Origin of the sequence: Mycobacterium sp. SM3041 (assembly GCF_039668335.1) — a bacterium.
In the GTDB taxonomy this organism is placed as follows: domain Bacteria; phylum Actinomycetota; class Actinomycetes; order Mycobacteriales; family Mycobacteriaceae; genus Mycobacterium.
The window spans coordinates 158,807-182,475 of record NZ_JAYXBQ010000055.1 but is presented as its reverse complement, the minus strand read 5'-3'; the positions used below and the strand labels follow the sequence as shown (position 1 = coordinate 182,475).

The 23,669-nt window shown below is 67.4% G+C and carries 23 protein-coding genes; 12 read left to right on the top strand and 11 right to left on the bottom strand.

The features are described from left to right. Positions 1–359 precede the first annotated feature (359 nt). Positions 360–497: a hypothetical protein gene (locus VXD91_RS20685; RefSeq protein WP_167837936.1), complete on the top strand. Its 138-nt coding sequence runs from the start codon at positions 360–362 to the stop codon at positions 495–497. A gap of 127 nt (positions 498–624) precedes the next feature. On the opposite strand, the gene VXD91_RS20680 is transcribed toward VXD91_RS20685, so the two are convergent. From VXD91_RS20680 to VXD91_RS20665, 4 genes are all read right to left on the bottom strand, one after another. Beyond that, positions 625–990: a response regulator gene (locus VXD91_RS20680; RefSeq protein WP_061001386.1), complete on the bottom strand. Its 366-nt coding sequence runs from the start codon at positions 988–990 to the stop codon at positions 625–627. Positions 991–1,031: 41 nt separating this feature from the next. Then, positions 1,032–2,585 (bottom strand): histidine kinase, encoded by a 1,554-nt coding sequence (locus VXD91_RS20675; protein WP_135355984.1) that lies wholly within the window; start codon positions 2,583–2,585, stop codon positions 1,032–1,034. Positions 2,586–2,670: 85 nt separating this feature from the next. Continuing rightward, positions 2,671–2,862, bottom strand: a complete 192-nt coding sequence (locus tag VXD91_RS20670) for a hypothetical protein (protein WP_061001384.1) — start codon at positions 2,860–2,862, stop codon at positions 2,671–2,673. 47 nt (positions 2,863–2,909) lie between these two features. Continuing rightward, the gene (locus VXD91_RS20665; RefSeq protein ID WP_135355983.1) at positions 2,910–3,143 is read right to left on the bottom strand and encodes a hypothetical protein; all 234 of its coding nucleotides are present in this window, start codon (positions 3,141–3,143) and stop codon (positions 2,910–2,912) included. 281 nt (positions 3,144–3,424) lie between these two features. Here VXD91_RS20665 and VXD91_RS20660 point away from each other — a divergent pair, with 281 nt between their 5' ends. Continuing rightward, on the top strand, positions 3,425–4,087 hold the full coding sequence (locus VXD91_RS20660; RefSeq protein WP_061006544.1) for a response regulator transcription factor: 663 nt from the start codon (positions 3,425–3,427) through the stop codon (positions 4,085–4,087). On the opposite strand, the gene VXD91_RS20655 is transcribed toward VXD91_RS20660, so the two are convergent. Then, positions 4,065–4,727 carry a DUF1361 domain-containing protein gene (locus tag VXD91_RS20655; protein WP_346416248.1) on the bottom strand — a complete coding sequence of 221 codons (663 nt, stop codon included), beginning with the start codon at positions 4,725–4,727 and terminating at the stop codon, positions 4,065–4,067. The genes VXD91_RS20660 and VXD91_RS20655 overlap by 23 nt on opposite strands. A gap of 537 nt (positions 4,728–5,264) precedes the next feature. On the opposite strand from VXD91_RS20655, the gene VXD91_RS20650 reads away from it, so the two are divergent. The 4 genes from VXD91_RS20650 to VXD91_RS20635 all read left to right on the top strand — a co-directional run bounded on the left by VXD91_RS20650 (position 5,265) and on the right by VXD91_RS20635 (position 10,573). After that, on the top strand, positions 5,265–7,067 hold the full coding sequence (locus VXD91_RS20650) for an N-acetylglutaminylglutamine amidotransferase (protein ID WP_293018794.1): 1,803 nt from the start codon (positions 5,265–5,267) through the stop codon (positions 7,065–7,067). Next, positions 7,067–8,785 (top strand): N-acetylglutaminylglutamine synthetase, encoded by a 1,719-nt coding sequence (gene ngg, locus VXD91_RS20645; RefSeq protein WP_293018821.1) that lies wholly within the window; start codon positions 7,067–7,069, stop codon positions 8,783–8,785. Before VXD91_RS20650 ends, ngg begins: the two co-directional genes overlap by 1 nt. A gap of 55 nt (positions 8,786–8,840) precedes the next feature. Beyond that, positions 8,841–10,103: an osmoprotectant NAGGN system M42 family peptidase gene (locus tag VXD91_RS20640; protein ID WP_064860104.1), complete on the top strand. Its 1,263-nt coding sequence runs from the start codon at positions 8,841–8,843 to the stop codon at positions 10,101–10,103. A gap of 86 nt (positions 10,104–10,189) precedes the next feature. Further along, the gene (locus VXD91_RS20635; protein ID WP_064860105.1) at positions 10,190–10,573 is read left to right on the top strand and encodes a hemerythrin domain-containing protein; all 384 of its coding nucleotides are present in this window, start codon (positions 10,190–10,192) and stop codon (positions 10,571–10,573) included. Here the strand turns inward: VXD91_RS20635 and VXD91_RS20630 are convergent, their stop codons facing one another. Beyond that, positions 10,574–11,299: a cutinase family protein gene (locus VXD91_RS20630; protein ID WP_346416247.1), complete on the bottom strand. Its 726-nt coding sequence runs from the start codon at positions 11,297–11,299 to the stop codon at positions 10,574–10,576. Between the two features lie 133 nt (positions 11,300–11,432). After that, the gene (locus tag VXD91_RS20625; protein ID WP_318984931.1) at positions 11,433–11,687 is read right to left on the bottom strand and encodes a hypothetical protein; all 255 of its coding nucleotides are present in this window, start codon (positions 11,685–11,687) and stop codon (positions 11,433–11,435) included. 292 nt (positions 11,688–11,979) lie between these two features. Here VXD91_RS20625 and VXD91_RS20620 point away from each other — a divergent pair, with 292 nt between their 5' ends. Beyond that, a complete protein-coding gene (locus tag VXD91_RS20620) occupies positions 11,980–12,915 on the top strand; it encodes a SigB/SigF/SigG family RNA polymerase sigma factor (RefSeq protein ID WP_346416246.1) in 936 nt (311 codons plus the stop codon). Positions 12,916–13,026: 111 nt separating this feature from the next. On the opposite strand, the gene VXD91_RS20615 is transcribed toward VXD91_RS20620, so the two are convergent. Further along, entirely contained in the window at positions 13,027–13,377 is a 351-nt protein-coding gene (locus VXD91_RS20615; RefSeq protein ID WP_212814784.1) for a PE-PGRS family protein, read from the bottom strand. Positions 13,378–13,625: 248 nt separating this feature from the next. Between VXD91_RS20615 and VXD91_RS20610 the strand changes: the two genes are divergently transcribed. Genes VXD91_RS20610 through VXD91_RS20600 form a run of 3 tightly spaced genes read left to right on the top strand, consistent with a single transcriptional unit; the run spans position 13,626 to position 15,721 of the window. Next, positions 13,626–14,816, top strand: coding sequence for a globin domain-containing protein (locus tag VXD91_RS20610; RefSeq protein ID WP_346416245.1), 1,191 nt, complete (start codon positions 13,626–13,628; stop codon positions 14,814–14,816). Between the two features lie 11 nt (positions 14,817–14,827). Beyond that, the gene (locus VXD91_RS20605; protein ID WP_318984934.1) at positions 14,828–15,247 is read left to right on the top strand and encodes a hypothetical protein; all 420 of its coding nucleotides are present in this window, start codon (positions 14,828–14,830) and stop codon (positions 15,245–15,247) included. A 45-nt stretch (positions 15,248–15,292) separates the two neighbouring features. Then, entirely contained in the window at positions 15,293–15,721 is a 429-nt protein-coding gene (locus VXD91_RS20600; RefSeq protein ID WP_318984935.1) for a VOC family protein, read from the top strand. A 6-nt stretch (positions 15,722–15,727) separates the two neighbouring features. On the opposite strand, the gene VXD91_RS20595 is transcribed toward VXD91_RS20600, so the two are convergent. Beyond that, entirely contained in the window at positions 15,728–17,686 is a 1,959-nt protein-coding gene (locus VXD91_RS20595; RefSeq protein WP_318984936.1) for a YhgE/Pip domain-containing protein, read from the bottom strand. Between the two features lie 2 nt (positions 17,687–17,688). Further along, positions 17,689–18,381, bottom strand: a complete 693-nt coding sequence (locus VXD91_RS20590) for a hypothetical protein (RefSeq protein ID WP_318984937.1) — start codon at positions 18,379–18,381, stop codon at positions 17,689–17,691. Between the two features lie 266 nt (positions 18,382–18,647). Between VXD91_RS20590 and VXD91_RS20585 the strand changes: the two genes are divergently transcribed. After that, positions 18,648–19,934: a lipase family protein gene (locus VXD91_RS20585; RefSeq protein WP_318984938.1), complete on the top strand. Its 1,287-nt coding sequence runs from the start codon at positions 18,648–18,650 to the stop codon at positions 19,932–19,934. Positions 19,935–19,943: 9 nt separating this feature from the next. Here VXD91_RS20585 and VXD91_RS20580 read toward each other — a convergent pair whose 3' ends face one another. Then, complete coding sequence (locus VXD91_RS20580; protein WP_212814327.1) at positions 19,944–21,110, bottom strand: GGDEF domain-containing protein; 1,167 nt, start codon at positions 21,108–21,110, stop codon at positions 19,944–19,946. A gap of 113 nt (positions 21,111–21,223) precedes the next feature. Between VXD91_RS20580 and VXD91_RS20575 the strand changes: the two genes are divergently transcribed. Continuing rightward, positions 21,224–23,665, top strand: coding sequence for a Tex family protein (locus VXD91_RS20575; protein ID WP_212814329.1), 2,442 nt, complete (start codon positions 21,224–21,226; stop codon positions 23,663–23,665). The last annotated feature ends 4 nt before the right edge of the window (positions 23,666–23,669 follow it).

The window sequence follows — 23,669 nt, the reverse complement described above, 5'->3', positions numbered from 1 at the left end:
GGTAGGTTGCCGCAGATGCTGATGATAAGTCAGCGTCGGACCCCGTGCCATGCGGCGATTCACCTGCGGCGGCGGGGCCCGTGCCCGTCATCAGGTCCCGGCAGTGTCCCTGAGTTCAATCACGGTGGCGATCTGCCGTCGGTGACTTAACTCAGGGACCTCGGACGGCCTCAGACGGCACCTGGCTTCAATCGCGGTGGCCGTGAGCAGCTCGTCGTTGACTTCAGGGATCGCCGTCGTCTTCCAGGTAGCTGCAACGACACAACGGGTGCCTGCAGGAGCGACAAAGGTGCAGGTCAGACCCGACGATGGAAACACTCCGCAATACCGGGCCGCCGACCTGAAAGGAAGCACCGACCATGAAGATCACCGTCAAGCACTTCGCGCCCTGGCTGGCTGCTGTCGCCGCCGTCGGAGCTCTCGCCATGGCACCCGTCGCCGCCGCAGACCACGACGAAGCCGACCCGACTGCCGGCGCGCTGGATCAGCCTCTCTGATCGCGCGCCCGGCGACCGGCCCGGCTCCACCAGATCAGTGTTTCTGCCTTCCAAGGCTTTTCGACGAGAAGGCGGTATCGAGGGGTGACACTGGCGGGAGCCGGGCCGTTTCGGCTGCTCGGTGTAGTCAGGCGATGAGGGCGCGGATCGCGTCGCCCGACAGATCGAGTTTCGGCAGGAACCGCGGTGGTGAGTCACTCAGGTCGGCGACGGGCAGGTCGGTGAAGGTCGAGGTCAGGATGGCCATCACGGTGGCGGTGCCGGCGTGGGAGTTCAGTTGCGCGACAAGGTCGAAGCCGCTCTCCTCACCGAGGTTCACGTCGACCAGCGCGATATCCGGCCGGAGTCGTTCGACGGTGTGCAGCCCGTCCGAGATGGATTGCGCGGTGCCGACGACGTCGATACCGCCCTGCCGCAGGAGTGCCGTCGCCGCGGCCAGGTAGTCGGCGTTGTCGTCGACGATGACGCATCGCAGAGATTGGCGGTTCGTCATGACTGCATTGTCTCCCGGGTGATGGCGTCCGGGCATTCCTGCTAGCTGCCATCTGTGCCGGCGACGGCGGTCTCTTTCAGCGGCATCTCCGCGACGAGCGTGGTCCCGACACCGGCGGTGCTGGACAGGCGCAACTTGCCGCCGAGGGCGGCCACCCGGTCCTCCAGACCGAGCAGGCCGCTACCGGCGTCGAGGGACGCGCCGCCGACCCCGTCGTCGGTGACCGTGATGCGCAACGATGTCGCGTCGGTGTCGACGTGCACGGTGACCACCGACGCCTGCGCGTGCTTGGCGGCGTTGGTGAGAGCTTCGGCGACGGTGTAGTAGGCGGCGATCTCGACGGCCTGGGGCAGCCGCACCGGGACATCGACGTCGACCTCGACGGGCAACGGCGCGCGCCGGCCGAGGTCACGCAGTGCCGGACGCAGTCCGCCGCGCGACAGGATCGCCGGATGCACCCCGTGCGCGAGTTCGCGCAGCTCGTCGCTCGCGGTGCGCAGGCCGTCGCCGATGCCGGCGATGCGGGAACGCAGCTCGGCGGGATCGTCCGGGATCGCCATCTGGAGGGTTCGAACCTGCAGGGCCAGCGTGACGAGCCGCTGTTGGGCACCGTCATGCAGGTCGCGTTCGATACCGCGCCGCGCGTTGTCGGAAGCGGTGACGATACGGGCCCGGGAGGCGACGAGCTCGGCGCGCGCGTGCGCGTTCGCGATGGCCGTGCCGATGAGTTCGGCGAAGTCCCTCAGGCAGTCTTCGGTGTCGGCGGGGAGCGCGTCCGGACCGGATGTGCCGACAATCATTGCGCCCCAGAGCTGTCCGTCGACCGTGATGGGTACGCCGACGCACGCCTGTAGCCCGAGATCACGGACGAGCGCCGCCGTCGAACCGCCGGCGTCGTCGTGGGTGTCCTTGCGCGCGGGACCGCCGGTTGAACGCACCATCGCGATGACGTCGTCGCCATCGACGGCGAATGTGGTCCCGACGGCGATCGTGGTGAGTCCCGGTTCGTCGTGTGCGGCAACAAGAGTCGCGGTGCCCTCGGACTCGTACCGGACGAGCCCGGCGTTGCGGACATGCAGCACCGCGGCGACTTCATCGGCCACACCCGACAGGACGTCGGACGGCGACCTGCCTTCGGCGATCTGGGTCGCGACCCGTCGCAGTGCGCCCTGCTGGTCGGCGAGTTCGCGCACGCGCTCGGTGGCCGCGCTGGCGACCTGCCAGCTCTGGTGCGCGTCACGGGCGCGGGTACGGAGTTGCCAGCCAAGGACATTGGCGAGCCCGGCGATGGGCAGGAACACCGAGAGCGTGAGAACGTCGATCGGCTTGAGGGGCAGGAGCGGGCCGCCGTCCAGATGCACCTGCAGGTAGGCGACGGCACTGGCGACAGTGGTGAGCAGCGACAGACCGAGGCCCCAGCCCGCGCTCATGATCAGCACGCCGAACATGAACACGATGGCGTAGGTGCTGTGCGGCGGCGGGTCTCGCAGAAGCCGAACCACCCCGACCTCGCCGGCGATCAGGCCGGTGGCGACCAGCAGCCCGACGTACCACGGCGGGGTGGAGACAGCCGGATTCCATCGTGCCGGATTCATCGGCCGCCTCCCGTCTGGTCACCTGGTTCGGTCATCGAACCCTAACCGCGGTCGGGACCGCGCCGGCGGCCAGTTGACCGACGTGTCAGAACGACTGGTCGATGTGGCCTGCCGGCGCGTTCGAGTTGTGCTCGCCGTTCTGGTACTGGCTGTAGGAATCGGTACCGGAGGGGACGGTCGGGTTGGTGTCGGCGGCGGCGACAGGCGCCACCACGAGTGCCCCGCCGACCGCGGCGATGGACAACCACACGGTGATGCGCTTCAGGGAGTTCTTCATGATCGGGGCTCGCTTTCGGTCGGACGGGAGGGTGGGGGCAGGGCAGGTCAGTGGTTGCGGAACAACAGGAAGCCGTAGTCGCCGCCGAACGGCTGCTGCAACTGCCCGGCTTCCTGCGCCGCCGGGCCGGGTGTCGCCACGATCTGGGCGTTGCCGTTGCTCTGGGTGACGGAGGATCCGGTGGGCAGGGTGGCGGCCGCCGCGGTCGGGGCGGCGACGATGGCCAGGGCCGCCGCCGCGGTCGCGGCCAGCGGGATGATCCGGGTGCGGGTGATGTGCATTGTCCTCTACCAGCTTTCGTTGTTCTGATGTCTGTGGTTGGCCGTGTCCGGCTGCTCTTCAGATTGCTCCGGAACGTCGTCGGCGTCGTCGATGCCAGCGCCCAATTCGGGGGTAGGGCTAGCTGCAATACGGGCCCCCTGCCAGTGGGCCCGGGACCGATTCACAGGACTGCGGGCGACGCTGGACGGCGGCCAGGCAAGATGAACGCAATGAGCGGCACGTCCGGCGTCTGACGGCACGGCGGCCAGGGGTCGAGACGAACAGGACATACGTGGACGCAGTGGGTGCACGGGAGGGGACGCGCGTCGTCGTCGCCGATGACGACGTGTTGCTTCGGGAAGGTGTGGCGAGCCTGCTGACCGGCGCGGGTTTCACCGTCGTCGGGCAGGCCGGTGACAGTGGCGAGCTGCTCGCCTTGGTCCGGGACACGGTCCCCGACCTGGTGGTGACCGATATCCGGATGCCGCCCACCCACACGACCGAGGGCCTGGACGCCGCCAAGGTGATCCGCGGCGAGTTGCCCGACGTTGCGATCCTCGTGCTGTCGGCGCATGTCGACGTCGAGCACGCGATGGAACTGCTCAGCGGCGGCCAGCGCATCGGCTATCTGCTCAAGAGTCGCGTCATCGACGTGACCGACTTCCTCGAGACACTGCACCGCATCACGGGTGGCGCGTCGGTGGTGGACCCCGCCCTCGTGCAGGAACTGTTCGCGGCTCAGCGCCGGGAAGATCCGCTGGCGGTGTTGACCGAACGCGAGCACGAGGTGCTGGCCCTGATGGCGGAGGGCCGGTCGAACGCCGGCATCGCGCATCAGCTCTGGGTGACCGAAGGCACCGTCGAGAAGCACGTGCGCAGCATTCTCAGCAAGCTGAACCTGCCCGACACCGGCGAAGATCACCGCCGCGTGCTGGCCGTCATCACCTTCCTGGATTCGCGCTGACCGGCGGGGTCGCCAGGCCGCCCAGTGCCCAGATGGTCAGGTAGGCCAGCCCGAAGAACGCGGCGACCGCCAGCCCGACCCCGGTCGACTGCACGTAGGACAGCGGTGCGCGCACCCACTCGAACGTGGCGGCCACGACGGCGTGGGGCCGGGTGACCAGATCCCAGGAGTTCCAGCGCTGGAACCGGCCGATCACCACGCCGATCGCACACAGCCCCACGGACGTGACCACGGTCAGCCAGCCCCAGATCGGGCCGAACTCGTGGTCGATCCGCCTGTGCACCAGCAGCAGCGACACGGTGCCGAGCAGGATGCCGGTCCACGCCGCGAACCCGTACTGCAGGACGTGGCGCCACAGCTCATCCTGCTCACCCAGATGCACCAGGTCGGTGACGAGGTATGGCGCGTTCGGCAGGAACGCGAGCCAGCCCAGCCCCAGCGGAAGCAGCCAGCGGCGCCGCGTCACCGCGGCGAAGGCGGCGGCGAAGAGCATCGGGATCCAGGCCAGGAACATGTTCCAGACCAGGAACCACGTCGGGTAGGACAGTGGCGCCGCCGGATCGGTGACCCCGAGGACCAGCGTCAGGGCGGTGGTGGCGAGCAGGGCGGCGACCAGCAGGTACCCGCGGAAATCGATCACCCGACCAGTGTGCCTGCGATTCGGGCGAGTTTCGGGTTCGAGGTTTCACCCGGTCGGGACCGGGGTATGTGAACCGGCGAGGGCAGCGCCTGCCCGGAGCTGATCGAGCGGAGCCATGGAGAGGAGCAGTCCTTGACGGACGCGAGCGACAACTCAATACGGTCGATTCGACGTGCGGCGGCGATCGGTACCGAGGCGCCGACGGCAGCGGGCGTTTGCATGATCTGCGCGTCATCCCGCTATCCAACGAGGTAGTGGCACAGACATTTTGACGAGGTTAGTCGGCTACCGCGGAAGGCGGTAGCCGGCTAACCGGACCCTGCATCACGAAATCGATTGGAAATCAACAGGAAACTCCAGATGACGCTGCCGGAGCGGGGTCTGCGGGGCGGGTACTTTCGTGTCCGTCAATCGGATCGCTGACCACTCCGCGAGCAAACATATTGCAACAGAACAAATTTGAATCATCCGCACGTCGACGGTGCGCATCGGGTACGGTGGAACCGGAGACGTCCACCAAGGGAGCTGACTTCCACCATGTGCGGCATTGCCGGCGAAATCGCCTGGGGCCGTGGTGCTGATCTGGCGGCGGTTGCTGCCATGACCGACCGCATGGCACCGCGGGGCCCGGACAGTAGCGGATTGTGGGTGCGGGACGGGGTGGCGTTGGGTCACCGGCGTCTGGCCATCATCGATCTGTCCAGTCACGGACACCAACCCATGCATGATCCGGAGCTCGGCCTCACCGTCGTCTTCAATGGGTGTATCTACAACTATCCCCAACTGCGCCAGGAACTTTCGAGCAAGGGCTACCGCTTCTTCTCGCACAGCGACACCGAGGTGGTGCTGAAGGGATACCAGGAGTGGGGCGAGCGCGTCGTCGAGCACCTGTACGGGATGTTCGCCTTCGCGGTCGCGGAGATCGAGTCCGGCCGGGTACTGCTGGCGCGTGACCGCCTCGGGGTCAAGCCCCTGTACTGGTGCGAGGCCGCCGGGGGAGCGCTGCGCTTCGCGTCGTCGCTGCCGGCGCTGGTGGCCGCAGGCGGCGTCGACACCGATCTCGATCCTGTTGCGCTGCAACACTATCTGAGCTTCCACTCCGTCGTGCCCGCGCCGCGCACCATCCTGCGCGGCGTGCAGAAGCTGCCGCCGGGCACTGTCATGCGCATCGAACGCGATGGCACGCGCACGGAGACGACCTACTGGGAACCCGTTTTCGAGCGGTCGCTCGAGCGGGCCGACTGGACCGAGAACGACTGGCGGGACGCCGTGCTGGCGGCGCTGCGCACCGCGGTCGAACGCCGGCTGGTCGCCGACGTGCCGGTGGGCTGCCTGCTGTCCGGTGGCCTGGACTCCAGCTTGATCGTGGGGCTGCTCGCCGAAGCCGGCCAGCACGGCCTGGCCACCTTCTCCATCGGGTTCGAATCCGCGGGTGGTGAGGAAGGCGACGAGTTCAAGTACTCGGACATCATCGCCCGCCAGTTCGATACCGACCATCACCAGATCCGCATCGACTCCGCACGCATGCTGCCTGCACTCTCCGGCGCCATCGAGGCCATGAGCGAGCCCATGATGAGCCACGACTGCGTGGCGTTCTACCTGTTGTCGCAGGAGGTCAGCCAACATGTGAAGGTCGTGCAGTCCGGCCAGGGGGCCGACGAGATCTTCGCCGGCTACCACTGGTACCCGCCGATGGCGAGTGCGGCCGACAATAACCCGGTCGACGCGCTGCAACGCTACCGCGCCGCGTTCTTCGACCGCAGCCACGACGCGGTCAACCGGCTGCTGCAGCCCCAGTGGCGGCTCGAGCACGACTCCGCGGGCGCGTTCGCGCTGCAGAACTTCAGCCATCCCGGGGCGGCCACCGCGACCGACCGGGCGCTGCGGCTCGACACCACGGTCATGCTCGTCGACGACCCGGTCAAACGCGTCGACAACATGACCATGGCCTGGGGTCTGGAAGGTCGCGTGCCGTTCCTCGACCACGAGCTGGTCGAGCTCGCGGCGACGTGCCCGCCCGAACTCAAGACCGCGCAGGACGGCAAGGGCGTGCTGAAAGACGCTGCGCGCAAGGTGATTCCGGCCGATGTCATCGATCGGCCCAAGGGCTACTTCCCGGTGCCCGCACTCAAGCACCTCGCCGGCCCCTATCTCGAGCTGGTCCGCGACGCGCTGCACAGCCAGGCCGCGCGCGATCGTGGTCTGTTCGCCCCCGAAGCGGTCGCCGGGATGTTCGACGATCCCAACGGCAATCTCACGCCACTGCGCGGGAATCCGTTGTGGCAGATCGGACTGCTGGAACTCTGGCTCGCCAACCACGTCGACGGAGTGGCCCGATGATGACACCGCAGACCAGCGATATGGCCGAGGGCGTCGTACAGGACATGGGTTGGGGGCGGCTGGTTTTCGGCCAGACGTTCCGCGATCCCGACGAGTTCGGCACAGCGCTGCGGGAGGAGGGCAGCGGCCGCCGCGACATCGGGATGTACCTCGACGCGCCGCACGTCTTCGTGGCGCTGCACGCCCACGAGTTCTTCATCGACCCGAGTTTCACCTACCGGCTCGACCTCACCACGCCCATGCAGTACCGGCCGCCCGATGTTCCGGGATTGACGGTCCGGCAGGTGAATTCGATCGAGGACTGCATCGCGATCAACCACATCTACGTGCGGTGCCACATGGTGCCGGCCGACAGCGACCTGATGTGGAGCAACAGTCAGGACGCGCCGCACGTGGTGTATCTGGTCGCCGTGGACGACGAGACCGGGCAGGTGGTCGGCACGGTCACCGGCATCGATCACTGCCAGCTGTTCGGGGATCGGGAGAACGGCTCCAGCCTGTGGTGCCTGGCGGTCGAGCCGACCGTCACCCGGCCCGGAACCGGCGGCCTGCTGGTGCGCTCGCTGATCGAGGAGTTCATCCGGCGGGGACGGTCGCAGATGGATCTGTCGGTGCTGCACAACAACGACGGCGCGATCGCGCTGTACGAGCGCATCGGCTTCACCCGGGTGCCCGCCGCACTCGGGATCAAACGCAAGAATGCCATCAACGAACCGCTGTTCGCCCCGGTGCGGCCGGAAGAGCAACTGGGACAACTGAACCCGTATGCGCGGATCATCGCCGACGAGGCGATTCTGCGGGGCATCGCAGTGGACGTGCTCGACGCTCAGGGCGGCTACCTCCGGCTCACGCACGGTGGCACCAGCATCGTCACCCGCGAATCGTTGTCCGAGCTGACCAGTGCGGTGGCGATGAGCCGGTGTGACGACAAGCGGGTCGCCAGGGCGGTCGTCGCGGAGGCGGGTATCCGGGTGCCGGAGGGCTGCACCGCGACTTTCACCGACGAAGACTGCCGTTTCCTGGAGAAGGTGGGCTCAGCCGTCGTCAAACCGGCGCGGGGCGAACAGGGCGCGGGCATCACGGTCGGCGTCACCAACCCCGACGACCTGAACCGCGCCATCGGCCTGGCCATGCAGCACTGCCCCGACGTGCTCATCGAAGAGTGTTGCGAGGGTGAAGATTTGCGCATCGTCGTCATCGACGGCAAGGTGATCGCCGCGGCCATCCGCCGACCGCCCGAGGTGATCGGCACCGGCACCCACACCATCCGCCAGCTCATCGAAGCGCAGAGCCGGCGCCGGTCGGTGGCCACGCACGGGGAATCGGTGATCCCGCTGGACAGCGTCACCGAAGACACCGTGCACAAGGCGGGCTGGCAGCTGGACGACGTGCTGCCCGCCAACGAACGCCTGATCGTGCGCCACACGGCGAACCTGCACACCGGCGGGACGATTCACGACGTCACCGACGAGCTCAACCCCACGCTGGCGAAAGTGGCGGTCGACGCGGCGGCGGCGATCGAGATTCCGGTGACCGGAATCGATCTGATCGTGCCGACGGTGTGCGGCGAGGAGTACGTGTTCATCGAAGCCAATGAGCGGCCGGGCCTGGCCAATCACGAGCCGCGGCCGACAGCGCAGGCGTTCATCGATCTGCTGTTCCCGCGTACCGCGGCCACCCCGTGGGCCTGGCATCCCGACCCGATCGAGCAGCACTGAGTGCTGTTTCGCAGAACCATTGTGGTCGTTGGACAACGTGATGTGAACTGGAGAAATGATGACTGAGCCCGACGATGCCGAAAACGTGACGATGTCGCCGGACGACCGCATTTGGATGGTCGACACGCTGTTGGCGTTGCTACAGACGCCGAGCCCATCGGGGCGCACCGACGCCGTGATGCAACTGATCGGTCAAACGCTGACCAAACTCGGTGTCCCGTTCACCCTGACGCGGCGCGGTGCACTCATCGCCGAACTGCCAGGGCGGTCGCAGACCACCGACCGCGCCATCGTGGTGCACGCCGACACCATCGGGTGCATGGTGCGCGAACTCAAGGACAACGGGCGGCTGGCGCTGGTGCCCGTCGGCACCTTCTCGGCGCGATTCGCCACCGGTGCCCGGGTCCGCATCCTGCCCGACGACAACGACCAGTTCTTCACCGGAACCGTGATGCCCCTCAAGGCGAGCGGCCATGCGTTCGGTGACGAGATCGATACGCAGCCGACCGGTTGGGACGACGTCGAGGTCCGCGTCGACCGCAGCGTCTCGTCGCGCGCGGACCTCGAGCAGCTGGGGCTCAACGTCGGCGATTTCGTCGCGTTGGTCGCCAGCCCCGAGCTGACGGAGGACGGCTTCGTCGTCTCCCGGCACCTGGACGGAAAGGCCGGCGTCGCCATCGCACTGACGCTGGCGAAGGTCGTCGCCGAGCGCAACATCGTGCTACCGCACCGGACCACGCTCATGGTGACGATCACCGAGGAAGTCGGCCACGGCGCCAGTCACGGCCTGCCGCCCGACGTCGCTGAACTGGTGTCGGTGGACAACGCGGTGTGCGCACCCGGCCAGCAGTCCCTCGAACACGGCGTCACCATCCCGATGGCCGACATGCACGGGCCGTTCGACTATTACCTGACCCGCAAGTTGTGCAAGCTGGCGCAGGAAAAGGGAATCACCCACGCCCGCGACATCTTTCGCTACTACCGGTCGGATGTGGCGGCGGCCATCGAAGCCGGCGCCGCCACCCGGGCAGCCCTCGTGGGATTCGGGCTCGACGGTAGTCACGGCTGGGAACGCACCCATCTCGATTCGCTCGAGGCGACGTATCTGCTGCTGTACAGCTGGCTCCGGACGCCGCTGACGTTTGCGATGTGGGATGCCCAGCCGTTCGGCGATCTGGAAGATTTCCCCGCCGAGCAGGCCGCGGCCAGCGAGCAGTGGGTACCACTGTCGCGCGGCGACTTCGCCGACCCGGGCGCGGCCTCGCAGGGGCACCACTGGCCACCCGAGGACGGCAGCGCCGACGTCACCCCGCATTGATTCGGGCGCAATCGGCGGGTTTACTCCGCCGCGGATTGGGTAGCAGTAGCTGGAACACCGGCCGGACAACATTGGAGGGGGATTTCATGACACCTACGTCGACGACAGCCACCGATGACGTCATCGACTACGTCAAGGCCCGGCACCTCACGACGCGCGAGCTGTTCAGCAAGACTCTGCGCGCGGCCGACGTCACCACGCGCCGCCGGTGCTTCGCGGCACTGCGCGCGGCGCTGACCGCGCAGGAAGTGAGCGAGGAGCTGCTGGTCCACCCAAGGGTGCGGCGTGGGCGGGTGGTCGAGTCGCTGCGCGGCGAGACGGACGACACCAAGGAACTGTTGGACCACATGGCGCGGCTCGATCCGGCGTCGGCAGAGTTCGAGACCGCGCTGACCGATCTGCAGCAGGCCACCGAAGACCACACCCAGCGCGTCGAAGCCGAGGAATTCCCGCTGCTGACCCGCCGGTGATCAGCGCGGCGCGGCTTGCTCGACGCGAGGCTGCGCTGGGGAGCGGCCGAGCTTGCTCACAACGAATTGTGCTGCCTGGTCGGCCATTCCGTTGTCGGAGTACGCCATATGGGCGGCATTGTCACCGCCGCCCGTCGAGCACACCGGGTCATCGGCGATGCACAGGTCGAGGGTCTTAGACACATAACGCGAGCCGACCGTGATCGGAGGCGCGCCCGTGTAGACCATCTGCAGGAAACCGGACGAGGGCTTGCCGAACAGCACGACCGCGGCAACATGGTCTGCCACGAATGCCGGCATCGGTCCCGTGATGCCCATCGGCAGGGTGACGCCGGCGGGGACGGCGTCCTCGGTGATGTACGCGGCCACCGCCGCGCCCTGGGAATACCCGCCCAGCACGATCTTGGTGGTGGGACAGACTGATGCTGTGCTCTGGACCCTGTTCGTCGCGTCGACGACCCCGTCCGCGGCGGTCGCGAAATCGAGCGACGCCGGGTAGTCCACGGGGGCCACATCGACGGTCCGGCCCGCAGCCCGTGCGGTCAGTGCGTCGACGAAGGCCTGACCGGCCTTGCCCACGCCCGGTGGTTCCATCGTGCCCCGCGCGAAAATCACTTGAATATCGGGGCAGGGTTGCGCAGGCGCTGGAACGCTCCCGGCCGGTACGGCCAGCAACAGGGAGGTCAGCGGCACCGCCGCGGCGATACAACACGTGATGGTCTTCATGACTGAACCCACCGATCTTCGGCTCACCGGTCGGATCGCTCCATTGCGGTCGACGAATACGGCCCGTTTACCCCGGGAACCGTCGGTCTAAACCATCAGTGGCGTCACTCGTCCGGGCTGGGCCGGGAGACCGCTATCCGAATTGCCAGCGGTCGGTGTTCGCCGCCGGCCGGGCCGAGTGTTCGCCGGCCTGCGCGCAATGGTCGCAGCAATACTGGCGGCCGTCGAGTCGCAACCCGTGGCCCAGTATTCGGCATCCGCAGTGGCGGCACATCGGGGCCACCATCGTGGCCATACATTCGATGCAGTCGAAGCTCGCGCTGCGTCCGTTCCAATTGACCGTGAACGACTCGTCGCAATCCGTTCCGCAGGTAATACACACCGCCATCGAAAAGAGCCGTTCCTGTTGGGGTTTTCAAGTGCTGCTCACGCCGACGGGGTGCATACCCTGGGCCATTCTCGGCCAAACCTGTTCTCGCAGAAATGTTTTTTGCCGCCTGACCAGCTGTGATGGCCGGTCGGCGCAGCGTCGCGGTGGTGCCCCGATGCGTTCGGCGGTAAGGTCGGGTACAGCGTCAAGATGGCGCAGTTGCTTAGACCGAAGCGACAGCAGCTGAGAGCTACCTGTCCGGTATGCAGCCGCGGTCCAGATGAGGGCACGGCTGTGCTGGGTGCCGTAGGTGGCGATCGGCGACGGCAGATTGCCGGTCCACCTCACTGGTGGAAACAACACGCATGCCACGGCGCCGAGTCGATACTCAGGGAGCCGAATCTCCCGATGCGTGTTGTGGGCCTGGGGAAGGCACGTCATGTCAACTTCGTTGCTGGAGAAGCGTTTACCTGAAGGAGACCGCTACGCCGACGAGTATGCGGACGTACCGGGATTGGTGGCGGAGCTACGCGCCCTTCCGGCCGAATCCGACGAATTCGCCCGGCAACGCGAACAAATCGTGTTGCGGTGCTGCCCGTTGGCCGACCGGCTGGCCCGCCATTTCGACGGCAGGGGAGAAAACCTCGACGACCTGGTCCAGGTAGCGCGGCTCGGCCTGATCCAGGCGATCAACCGCTTCGATCCGGACAACGGTGCCGGGTTCGTGGCGTTCGCCGTCCCGACCATCATGGGGGAGTTGCGCCGCCATTTCCGCGACTACGGCTGGAAAGTGCACGTGCCGAGGAGCATTCGCGACATCCGCCAGCAAATCAAGGGCGCGACAACGGAATTGACGCAGCAGTTGGGCCGCGCGCCGACCATCAGCGAACTGGCGGAGGCGCTGTCCGTTGCGCCGGAACAGATCACGGAAAGCCTCCTGGCGGCCAATGCTTATCAACCGCAATCACTCGACACGCCCGTCGTCGACAACGAGGACAACCCGCAGTCGCTGTCCGACCTGCTCGGTGACGTCGATGAAGGTTTCGAGCGCATCACCGATCGCGAAGCGGTCAAACCGGTGCTGCAATCGCTGCCGGTGCGCGAACAGCGGATTCTGTACCTGAGGTTCTTCAAATCCAAGACCCAGCGCCAGATCGCGGAGACGATCGGCGTCTCGCAGATGCACGTCTCGCGCATCCTGGAGCGGACGCTGCGGGAGATTCGCATGCAGGTCGCACAAACCTGACGGCGACCGCGGCCGCCCAGCCGCTCGACGCGCTGGTGCACCAAGGGCTTTCGCCCGAGAGCACCAGCGTCGTCGATCGTCTGCTGTCGGGGGAACCGGGCTCACCGTCGGTTAGCCGTGTCCGCCGCCGCAACCCACTCCGGGAATGCAGCCGCTACCACCGGGGACTCCGCCCGGCCCGGCGTTCGTGCCGCCGGAACCGCACGCCGTGCCCCATTGGGTGGGTACGCAGCCGGCACCTCCCGGGCCGCCTCCGGGACCACCATTCACACCACCGGAACCACACTGGCCGTTGACACAACCGCCGCCGCCCGGGCCGGGACCGGGATCATCGACGGGCTGCAGCGGGTAGCTGGTCAGCACGGGGTGGGCTCCGACGGTGCTCGGCACGATATCGGCTGACACGAACGAGGCGGCGACGCCGGCCGCTGCGAACGCTCCGGCCGCCAACAGGGGAATCATTTTGTCAGTGAACATATCTCGTTCATTGCCGTCTGACGGCGGAGTCAAACCTCTGGCCGCCGGATTCGCGGGATCGGTCGTTCCGACTGCGGACCGGTGCTTACTACATGGTGGCGTAGGTCACGCGGCGTAATACTTGCATCGATCATGCTTATTTAAATAGCCTGCTGGCAGGCGGCGGGCCGGCATCGACGAATCGTCGATCCGGGTGGCGCCGACGCATTCACGACGAAGTGAGAGGTTCTGCCATGTTGTCCATGTCCACGTTGGCTCCGGCCCACGCCGAGGTTGTCAAAGCCACGTTGCCGGTGGTCGGCGGTGCGATCGGCGAGATCACCCCGGTCTTCTACCGTCGCCTGTTCGCGGCGCATCCGGAGTTGGAGCGCGACCTGTTCAACCGCGGCAATCAGGCGAACGGGTCGCAGCAGAAGGCATTGGCGGGGTCCGTCGCGATGTACGCCACGCTGCTCGTGGACCCTGACGCCCCCGGGGCGGACGTCATCGAGCGCATCGCACACAAGCACGCGTCCCTCGGCGTGGCGCCGGACCAGTACCCGGTGGTCTATGAACACCTGTTCGCGGCGATCGTCGAGGTGCTCGGTGCCGATGTCGTCACTGCCGATGTCGCCGAGGCGTGGACGGCGGTCTACTGGTCGATGGCGGACCTGCTGATCGGCCGTGAACGGGAGTTGTACGAGGCGGCCGGCACCAGTCCGGAACACGTCTGGATGCCGGTTCGGGTGGTCGAACGGGTGCAGCAGTCGCCACTCACCGTGGCCTTCGGACTGGCTGCCGCCGATGGTGTCAAGTTGCCCGATTTCGCTCCGGGACAGTACGTTTCGGTGGCGGTGCAGCTGCCCGACGGCGCGCGCCAGATTCGTCAGTACAGCCTGTCGCACGCCGGTGCCGAGGATCGGTGGCGCATCTCGGTGCGCCGCGACGGCGCAGTGTCGTCGCACCTGCACGAGTACGTTTTCGAAGGTGACGTGCTGCAGGTGTCGCACCCCTTCGGTGACATCACGCTGGACAGTCCGGCCGAGACGCCGCTGTTGCTGATCTCGGCGGGCATCGGGATCACGCCGGTGCTGGGGATGCTGTATTTCATCGCGGCCGAGCAGCCGCAACGGCCCGTGACCGTCGTGCACTGCGACCGCACCCGCGCCAGTCACGCCCACCGTGCGGAACTGGCCGATCTGGTCGCGCGGATTCCCGGCGCTGCACTGCACACCTGGTACGACGGGCTGCCCGACGGCTATCCGCTCACCGAACCGGACCGGCATGGCCGAATCGACTTGAGCGCCATCGCATTTCCGCCGGATGTCAACGTCTACATCTGCGGTCCGGCGCCCTTCATGGCAGAGGTGGTCCGGCAGCTCGGGACCGCCGGTGTGGCGCGTGACCGCATCTGGTTCGAAGCGTTCAGCCCGCTGGCCGTCTAACCTCGCCGCTGATGAGTACACCGACTGCGATCCAGGTCGCCATCACCTTCGTCTGGTTGGGGATGGTGCTCGCCATCTCCTTCCTGGAGGCGCCGCTCAAATTCCGCGCGCCGAACGTCACCCTTCCGATCGGTCTCGGCATCGGGCGCCTGGTGTTCCGCGCGCTGAACACCGTCGAGCTGGTGTTCGCCGCGGCAATCGTGCTCGCAGCCTTGATGAATCGGCCGTCGGTCACCGTCATGGTCGCGCTCGCCGTGGCCGTGGGGGCATTGGTCGTGCAGCTGGTCGCTGTCCGGCCCGGGCTCAATCGCCGGTCGGACGAGGTGCTCGCCGGCCGCGAAGGTCCGCGCTCCCGCGGTCACTACGCCTATGTCGCGCTCGAGATGATCAAGGTCATCGCGCTCCTGGTCGCCGGTGCGGGTTTGCTCTAGTCGCGCCGCGTGAGCAGTGTCGGTGGGCCTACGTAGCCTGGGGCCATGAAGCAGCAAGTGCACTTCTTCACCCTGGCCACGGTCGATCTCGACGCCACCCGGCAGTTCTACGGCGCGCTCGGGTGGACCCCGGCGCTCGATGTGCCGGGGGAGATCATCTTCTACCAGACGGCGCCGGGCCAGCTGCTCGGATTCTTCCTCGCGGAGAAGTTCAATGCCGACCTCGCGCAGGCTGCCGACCATTCGCAGGTCAGCGGAATCACGTTGGCGCACAACGTCGACAGCCCGGACGCAGTCGTCGAGCTGGCGAACGCCATGACCGCCGCGGGCGGCACCACACTCAAGCCGCCGCAACCCGGTCAGTTCGGTGGCGTGTTCCACACGCACGTCCAGGATCCGAACGGCGTGATCTGGGAGATCGCGCACAACCCGAACTGGCGCATCAACCCGGACGGCACCGTCAGCCTGGGGTAGAAGCCGCTACATCTTGATGGCAGGCAAGAGCCGGATCAGGTTCCAGGTCCGGTTGCGGCGGGCGCACAGGCTGGAAATGCCCAGTGCGCCGAGCCAGATGCACACCAACACGATGATGGCCTGCCACAGCCGGCCGTCGATGCCGCCGAGGATCAGCTGGCGAAGTCCGTTGACGCCGAACGTCATCGGATCGAACTTGTGCATCACCTGGAACGGCCTGGACGTCGTCTCGACCGGGTACATGCCGCCGGCGCTGACCATCTGCAGCATCAGCAGCGCCATGATCAGCACGCGGCCGACCGCCGGCCCGACCAGTGCGTTGATGGCCTGCGTCGCGGCGACGAAGGCCAGCGAGATCAGCATCATGAAGCCGAGCATCGCCACCGGATGCGCCACCTGCATGCCGAGGGCGAACCGCACCACGCAGTACAGGATGATCGACTGGCCCAGTGCGAGGACCGCCGCGGGCAGATAGCTGGCGAACACCACGCGAATGGCCAGCACCTCAGCGGCGATCGGGCGGTTCTGCAAGGGCCGCAACACCATCCACAGGACGAGCGCACCGAAGAACAGGGCCAGCGTCAGGAAGAACGGGGCCATGCCGGTGGCGAAGTTGGGGGCACCGTTCTCGTGTGAGGACTCCAGGTTCACCGGACCGCCGATGGTGTCGGCGATGGCCTGCTTCTGCTGCTCGGTCCACGTCGGCACCTGCTTGGCGCCGTCGGCCAGCTTGGTGGCCAGTTCGTGGTTGCCGTCCTTGAGCTGGACGGTGCCCGACTTCAACTGGCGCGCCCCGTCATCGAGTTGCACGATGCCGCTTGCCAATTGCGCGTTGCCGGTGGCCAACTGCTGGGCGCCGTTACGCAACTGGTTCAGTTTGTCGGTGAGCTGCTGGCCGGTGCCGCCCACCTGATCGAGAGCAGTCCGCAGCGGGCTGCCGGGGGACCGCAGGTTCTCGGTCATCGAGATCGCGGCATTGCGTCCATCGGTGATCTGCTGGCGGATCTGTGGCGTGAACTGGTGGCCGTTCAGCTGGTCCTGGACGCCGCGCAGGGTGTTGACCGCGCCGACCGAAACCGGGTCCTGGTTCACCGAAAGTTGTTGGATCACCGAACCGATCGCTGCTGCCGCGGTGTCCTGCGCGGTGGCGAGCGCGCCGGCCTGATCGGCGGCCTGCTCCAGCGCCGTCGCGCTCTGCTGCAACTGCTCGGTGCTCCCGCCGACCTGCGACAGGGCCTTGGTCACTTTCAGCAGCGGATCGGTGGCCTGGTTGATCCCCGCGGAGAGTTGTTTGGCGCCGGCCGACAGCTTGGCCGAGCCGTTCCGGGCGTCGTCGAGGCCGCCGACCAGCTTGCCCGCGCCGGCGTCCACCTGCGCTGCGCCGTCGGCCAGCTTCTGCGCTCCGTCGGCGGCCTGCTTGATGCCGGCTCCGGACGAAACCACCACGGACAGAATCTGATTCACCGCCTGGCCGGAGATGCGCGTCGACACCGCGTTGAGCACCTGGCTGGTGGCCGTGCGGCCGATGGTCGAGGAGATGTAGTTGTTGGCGTCGTTGTACACCGCGATCAGCTGGGCCTTCTGGGGATCGCCGCTGACGGGCGAGGCAATGGCCTCGCTGAAGTTCTCCGGCAGCTCCAGCATGAAGTAGAACTTGCCGTGCTCGACGCCGTCGCGCGCCTCCTTTTCGCTCACCACATGCCAGTCGAGGCTGTGGTCCGCGGTCAGGCTCCGGGCGATCTCGTCGCCCGCGTTGACGTGGACGCCCTCGACGACGGCACCGCGGTCGGCGTTCACCAGGGCCACTGGCATCTTGTTGACCTGGCCGAACGGGTCCCAGAACGCCCACAGGTACAGCGCGCCGTACACCAGCGGCAGCAGCATCAGCACCACGATCGCGGCGCGCGTCATGCGGCTGCGGCCGAATCGCTTGATCTCCGAGCCGAATGCGAGTCCAGCAAGCATGGTCAGGCCTTTCCGGTCAGCATGCGGCGGTCATGCAGAACGTGGTCGGGGGCGTCCTCGCCCAGCGGGTTGGTCACTCCGACGACGACGGTGCGGTGCTCGGCGAGGGCGCCGAGCCGCTGTACCGCGAGGGCACGGCGTTCGTTGTCGCGGACCTGCTCGAGGTCGCCGACGATCAGCACCGGCCGGTCGGACATCAGGGCCAGGGTGATGCGCAGCAGAAAGAGCTCGAGATCGGACAGCTCGATGATGAAGCTCTTTGGCGACAGCAGCGGAAGGTCGTCGCCGAAGACCGCCGTCATCTCCGGGACGTCCGACTGGACCGGAACCCAGGCCGGGAACGGCGACACCCAGCGGCGCTGCTCGGTGATGACCGTCTGGACCGTCACCATGTCTTCCAGGTCGTCGATGTCGGCGAACGCGGCGATAGCACAGTGCTTCCGGATGCCGCGGGGCCCCGTCGCGCCATTGACGGTGACGGTGCCGCGCGTCGGCTTGAGCCGGCCTGCCAGCGACAGCAGGAGCGTGTGCTGCGCCGGACCGCCCGGCATCTGAATGGCGTGGAATCCCGGCCGCAACTCCAGGTCGACATCAGAGAAGAGCGGGCCGTGCTCGCCGATGACAGCGAGCCCCTGCGCGGTGATCACCGGCGGGCTGTCCGCTGCGTCGGGGGCGGCCGTCGTCTCGTCGTCCATTGCTGCTCATCTCCGGGGTCGAAGTAACGATGGCCAGTAAATCAGCGCGCCGGGGCAGAAACTCCGATAGCGGCGTTCTCGCAGGTGTGATGTCACGCGGAATCGCCCGCGATATGCCGTGGCGGACACATCGGGCTCGCCGACTTCGTGGATCGCTTCCAGGTAATGTCTGTGCGGCCTGTCACTCGACGTCTGTCAAGAATTGAATTCTTGATTTCAGGTACTTCTCATTTCGTGTACGAGATTCCCATTGTTATTGTCCCGTTATGCATCGTTTCGGGGGCGTTCTGGCAGCGTGTCTGCTCATCGGTTCAGTGCTCGCGGGAGTGCCCGCAGCCCACGCGGACGGCGACGAGCCGCAGTACGCCGAGTTCTATCTACCCCCGGACCCGCTGCCGCCCGGCCGCCCCGGGGACCTGATCCGCACCGAACCGTCGCGCCTGGTGCTCGAACCGTCCGGCCAGCTCGGCGCCATCATGGCCACCGGCACGCGAATCATGTACCGCAGCACCGATGCCCGCGGAAACCCGGTCGCCGTGACCGGTACCTACTTCGAGCCGTACAACGACTGGCCGGGCAAGGGGCCGCGGCCACTGATCAGCTACGCGGTCGGTACGCAGGGCCAGGGCAACCAGTGCGCACCGTCGCGCCAGTTCAACCAGGGCATCCATTACTCGGGTGGCTGGGACATCATGGTCAACTACGAAGAGGCGTTCATCGCCACGATGGTCGCGCGCGGATTCGCGATCGTGATGACCGACTACGAGGGCCTCGGTACTCCCGGGATGCACACGTACGTCAACCGCGTCGCCGAGGCCGCCGCGGTGCTCGACGCCACGCGTGCCGCCAAGAAGCTGCCGGGCACCTCGCTGGATCCCGATGGGCCCGTTGCTTTCTGGGGCTACTCGCAAGGCGGAGGCGCGGCGGCGTCGGCGGCCGAGCTGGCGTCGTCCTACGCGCCTGAACTGCACGTCGTCGGCACGTACGCCGGGGCGCCAGTGGCCGATCTCAAGGAACTGTTCCCGTACACCGACGGCAGCGCGCTGGTCGGCGTGGTCGGTTACGCGCTCAACGGCGAAATCTACGCCTACCCCGAGTTCGCCGACCTGATCCGCTCCAAGCTCACCCAGCGCGGCAAGGACATGCTCGAGAGCGTCTCACGGCAGTGTGTCGCTCAGACCATCGTCGACTTCATGTTCCGGCATCTGCAGCCGTACTTCACCGAGGACATCAACGTGCTGGTCGAGGAAGAGCCCTTCAAGACGCTGTTCGACATGCAGAAGCTCGGCAAGTACAAGCCCAACGCTCCGGTCCTCATCAACAGCAACCGCTACGACCCGCTCGTGCCGTGGACCGCGGCCAACCAGCTCGGGCGGGACTGGTGCGACAAGGGGGCCGATGTCGAGTTCCGCACCAACGAGGAGCCCCCGTTCCTGAACAAACTGGTGATCAACCATGCCCTGCCGATGCTGGTCGACGGCGAGCCCGCCATGCAATGGATCGCGGCGCGCTTCAACGGTGAGCCCACGTCGCCGAACTGCGGGACGTACTGAGTCGAGAGCTCAGTCCCTGCCCGCCGCGGAGGCGCGGATCACGCGGTCGCGGCCCCGGCTCTTCGCTTCGTACATCGCCACGTCGGCGCGGCGGATCGCCGACCGCAACCCCGCCTTGTGCCCGAGCTGCGATACCCCGATGCTCACCGTTCCGGCGAGCACCGCGTCATTGTGGCTGAACGTGGCGGCGGCGAACGCCACCCGGAGCCGGTCGGCGATGACGGCCGCCTGACTTTCGTCGACACCCGGCAGCATCGCGCAGAATTCCTCGCCGCCGATCCGCGCCAACAGGTCGCCGCTGCGCAGATTCGACCGTGCCACGCATGCGAACTCGGTCAGCAGCCGGTCGCCGGCCTCGTGCCCGAAGACGTCGTTGACGGCCTTGAACTCATCCAGATCCATCACGATGACCGAGCACCGCAACTGGCGCGCGACGCACTCCTCGGCCAGCCGCTGCGCCTGGATCATGAAGCCCGCGCGGTTCAGCGTCCTGGTGAGAGAGTCGAGCATCGCCGCGTCGGCCAATTGATCCTCGAGCCGCTCCCAACCCATCAGCGACAGGCACAGGTTGATGGCCATCACGGCGAAAGCGAAGAAGAGCATCGGCACCGACACGGCCGCGCTGGTGGTGGCGAACTGCACCGCGCCGGCGTCCAGATGGAGGCTGACCGAACGCGCGACGGTCGCCGCGGCCGCGACGACGTACAGGCCGATCAGGATGCGCCGCGACGCCAGGCGCTCGACACGCTGGGCTTTGATGCCGTCGACGACGCTGAGCGCGAAATATCCGGCCAGCACGAGAGCCGTCAGGGACACCCGGGCCGGGATGCTGACGTTGAACGGCGGTATCAACTCGAACGCGGCCAGCACCACCAGCGGCCCGGCAGCCATCACCCGGCCGCGGACCGGCTGGCCGTTGAAGGCGCACAGACCACCCCAGATCAACGACCAGCACATGACGATCAGGACGTTGGAGACCGTCACCGACAACACCTCGGGCACCAGCCCGCGGGCGCTCAGCAGCCCGGCTCCGAGGGCACCCAGGAAATTGCCCGCGCCCCACAGCTGGACCGCCGGATGTCGCCGCCTACCGGCCCCCACCCAGACATGCAGCAACCCGAACAGCAGGGCGGTCATGGAGACGACCATCCACAGGGTGCGCACGTCGGGATTCATGTCGCGCTACCGGGTGCGCCCAGGGGCGTGGTGCGTCGGGATCGGCTGAGGCATAGCGCAAACTTACTCGCCGCTGCCGACGACTGTCGGCAGCATTGGGTAGGGTCCAGCCCGTGAATTTGAGCGTCAAGTCTGTCGTCAAGTCCGTGAACGCCCGCCTGGCCGAAGAGTTGGCCGTCGCCGAAGGTCAGGTCGACGCCGCGGTACGGCTGCTGGACGAAGGCGCGACCGTGCCGTTCATCGCGCGGTACCGCAAGGAAGTCACCGGCAGCCTGGACGACGGTCAGCTCCGCACCCTCGAGGAGCGGCTCCGGTATCTGCGTGAACTGGATCAGCGGCGCGACGCTGTGCTGGCCTCGATCGAAGAACAGGGCAAGCTCACCGACGACCTGAAGGCGGCGCTGCTGGCCGCCGAGACGAAGTCCAGGGTCGAAGACATCTACCTGCCGTACAAGCCCAAGCGCCGCACCAAGGCGCAGATCGCCCGCGAGGCCGGCCTGGAGCCGCTGGCGGACCGGCTGCTCGCCGACCCCACGCTCAACCCCGAGGACGTGGCCGCCGAGTTCCTGGGTGAGGAGGTGGCCGACGTCGCCGCCGCACTCGACGGCGCGCGCCACATCCTGGTGGAGCGGGTGTCCGAGGACGCCGAACTGGTCGGTGCCGTGCGCGAGAAGTTCTGGTCCGACGGCACCCTGACCACCAAGCCGTGGTCGGAGGAGGCGGCGAAAAGCCCTGCCGCCCAGAAGTTCCGCGACTACTTCGAGTACTCCGAGCCGCTCGAGGACATGCCGTCGCACCGCGTGCTGGCGGTATTGCGAGGTGAGAAGGAAGAGGCGCTGTCGCTCAACTTCGACGGCGGCGACGAGACGCTGTACCAGGCCATGATCGCGCAGTCGCTCGGTGTGGACATGGCTGCCGGGGGCGCCGCCACGCCGTGGCTGACCGCGACGGTCGGCTGGGCCTGGCGCACCAAGCTGATGTTCTCGGCGGCCGTCGACGCCCGGATCCGGCTGCGGCAGCGCGCCGAGGAGGACGCCGTCGCGGTGTTCGCCAAGAATCTCAAGGACCTGCTGCTGGCCGCGCCGGCCGGAACCCGCGCCACGCTGGGACTCGATCCCGGGTTCCGCACCGGTGTGAAGGTCGCGGTGGTGGACGGCACCGGCAAGGTCGTCGACACCTGTGCCATCTACCCGCATCAGCCGCAGAACAAGTGGAACGACGCCAAGGCGACGCTGGCCGCCCTCGTCGCGCGGCACAACGTCGAACTGATCGCCATCGGTAACGGCACCGCGTCCCGCGAAACCGATGCGCTGGCAACCGAACTCATCGCCGACCTGAAGGCGGCGGGCGCGTCCGGTCCCAAGCGGCTGCCGACCAAGGCGATCGTCAGCGAGGCCGGCGCCTCGGTGTACTCGGCATCGGCCTATGCCGCCCACGAGCTGCCCGACCTGGACGTGACGCTGCGCGGCGCGGTCTCGATCGCCCGTCGTCTGCAGGACCCGCTCGCCGAACTGGTCAAGATCGAGCCGAAGTCGATCGGCGTCGGGCAGTACCAGCACGACGTGACGCCCGGAACCCTGGCCCGCAGCCTCGACGCGGTGGTCGAGGACGCCGTGAACGCGGTCGGTGTCGACCTCAACACGGCCTCGGTGCCGCTGCTGGCCAAGGTCTCCGGCGTCACCGAATCGCTGGCCGAGTCGATCGTGTCGTACCGCGACAAGACCGGACCGTTCCGCAGCCGCAGCGGTCTGCTCGACGTTCCACGTCTGGGCCCCAAGGCTTTTGAGCAGTGCGCCGGCTTCCTGCGCATCCGGGAAGGCGACGACCCGCTGGACGCCTCGGGTGTGCATCCCGAGGCCTACCCGGTGGTGCGGCGCATCCTCGACCGCGCCGGCGTCACCCTCGCCGAACTGATCGGCGACGAGCGGAAGCTGCGCGCGCTCAAGCCGGGCGACTTCGCCGACGAACGATTCGGCATCCCGACCGTGACCGACATCCTGGGCGAGCTGGAGAAGCCGGGCCGCGACCCGCGCCCCGCGTTCTCCACCGCGACCTTCGCGGCCGGCGTCGAGAAGGTGTCCGACCTCAAGGTCGGCATGGTGCTCGAGGGCGTCGTGACGAACGTGGCCGCGTTCGGCGCTTTCGTGGACGTCGGCGTGCACCAGGACGGTCTGGTGCACGTGTCGGCGATGGCCGACCGCTTCGTCTCCGACCCGCACGAGGTGGTCAAGTCCGGCCAGGTCGTCAAAGTCAAGGTGCTCGAGGTCGATGTCGAGCGGCAGCGCATCGGACTGAGCCTGCGGCTCAACGACGACCCGCAGCGCGCCCGCGACGGCAAGCGGCCCGAGCAGGGCGGCGGAGCCCGGCGCGACGGCGGCGGGCAGCCGCGCGGACGCGATGGCGGCAACCGCGGCGGTAACGGTGGCGGACAGAACCGCGGCAATGGCCAAGATCGCGGACGTAATCCGCAGCGCGGCAATGGCGGTGGCCGCCGCGAGTCTGTGCCGTCCGGCTCGATGGCCGACGCCCTGCGCAAGGCGGGCTTCGGCAAGTAGCGGT

What these genes read in the sequence shown, in the direction of transcription:
- VXD91_RS20640 (WP_064860104.1), top strand. Translation starts at nt 8,841, where the DNA reads ATGATGACTGAGCCCGACGATGCCGAAAACGTGACGATGTCGCCGGAC.
- VXD91_RS20600 (WP_318984935.1), top strand. Translation starts at nt 15,293, where the DNA reads ATGAAGCAGCAAGTGCACTTCTTCACCCTGGCCACGGTCGATCTCGAC.
- VXD91_RS20665 (WP_135355983.1), bottom strand. Translation starts at nt 3,143, where the DNA reads ATGCACATCACCCGCACCCGGATCATCCCGCTGGCCGCGACCGCGGCG.
- VXD91_RS20615 (WP_212814784.1), bottom strand. Translation starts at nt 13,377, where the DNA reads ATGATTCCCCTGTTGGCGGCCGGAGCGTTCGCAGCGGCCGGCGTCGCC.
- VXD91_RS20630 (WP_346416247.1), bottom strand. Translation starts at nt 11,299, where the DNA reads ATGAAGACCATCACGTGTTGTATCGCCGCGGCGGTGCCGCTGACCTCC.
- VXD91_RS20680 (WP_061001386.1), bottom strand. Translation starts at nt 990, where the DNA reads ATGACGAACCGCCAATCTCTGCGATGCGTCATCGTCGACGACAACGCC.
- VXD91_RS20580 (WP_212814327.1), bottom strand. Translation starts at nt 21,110, where the DNA reads ATGAATCCCGACGTGCGCACCCTGTGGATGGTCGTCTCCATGACCGCC.
- ngg (WP_293018821.1), top strand. Translation starts at nt 7,067, where the DNA reads ATGACACCGCAGACCAGCGATATGGCCGAGGGCGTCGTACAGGACATG.
- VXD91_RS20670 (WP_061001384.1), bottom strand. Translation starts at nt 2,862, where the DNA reads ATGAAGAACTCCCTGAAGCGCATCACCGTGTGGTTGTCCATCGCCGCG.
- VXD91_RS20595 (WP_318984936.1), bottom strand. Translation starts at nt 17,686, where the DNA reads ATGCTTGCTGGACTCGCATTCGGCTCGGAGATCAAGCGATTCGGCCGC.
- VXD91_RS20650 (WP_293018794.1), top strand. Translation starts at nt 5,265, where the DNA reads ATGTGCGGCATTGCCGGCGAAATCGCCTGGGGCCGTGGTGCTGATCTG.
- VXD91_RS20635 (WP_064860105.1), top strand. Translation starts at nt 10,190, where the DNA reads ATGACACCTACGTCGACGACAGCCACCGATGACGTCATCGACTACGTC.
- VXD91_RS20675 (WP_135355984.1), bottom strand. Translation starts at nt 2,585, where the DNA reads ATGAATCCGGCACGATGGAATCCGGCTGTCTCCACCCCGCCGTGGTAC.
- VXD91_RS20685 (WP_167837936.1), top strand. Translation starts at nt 360, where the DNA reads ATGAAGATCACCGTCAAGCACTTCGCGCCCTGGCTGGCTGCTGTCGCC.
- VXD91_RS20625 (WP_318984931.1), bottom strand. Translation starts at nt 11,687, where the DNA reads ATGGCGGTGTGTATTACCTGCGGAACGGATTGCGACGAGTCGTTCACG.
- VXD91_RS20585 (WP_318984938.1), top strand. Translation starts at nt 18,648, where the DNA reads ATGCATCGTTTCGGGGGCGTTCTGGCAGCGTGTCTGCTCATCGGTTCA.
- VXD91_RS20605 (WP_318984934.1), top strand. Translation starts at nt 14,828, where the DNA reads ATGAGTACACCGACTGCGATCCAGGTCGCCATCACCTTCGTCTGGTTG.
- VXD91_RS20590 (WP_318984937.1), bottom strand. Translation starts at nt 18,381, where the DNA reads ATGGACGACGAGACGACGGCCGCCCCCGACGCAGCGGACAGCCCGCCG.
- VXD91_RS20610 (WP_346416245.1), top strand. Translation starts at nt 13,626, where the DNA reads ATGTTGTCCATGTCCACGTTGGCTCCGGCCCACGCCGAGGTTGTCAAA.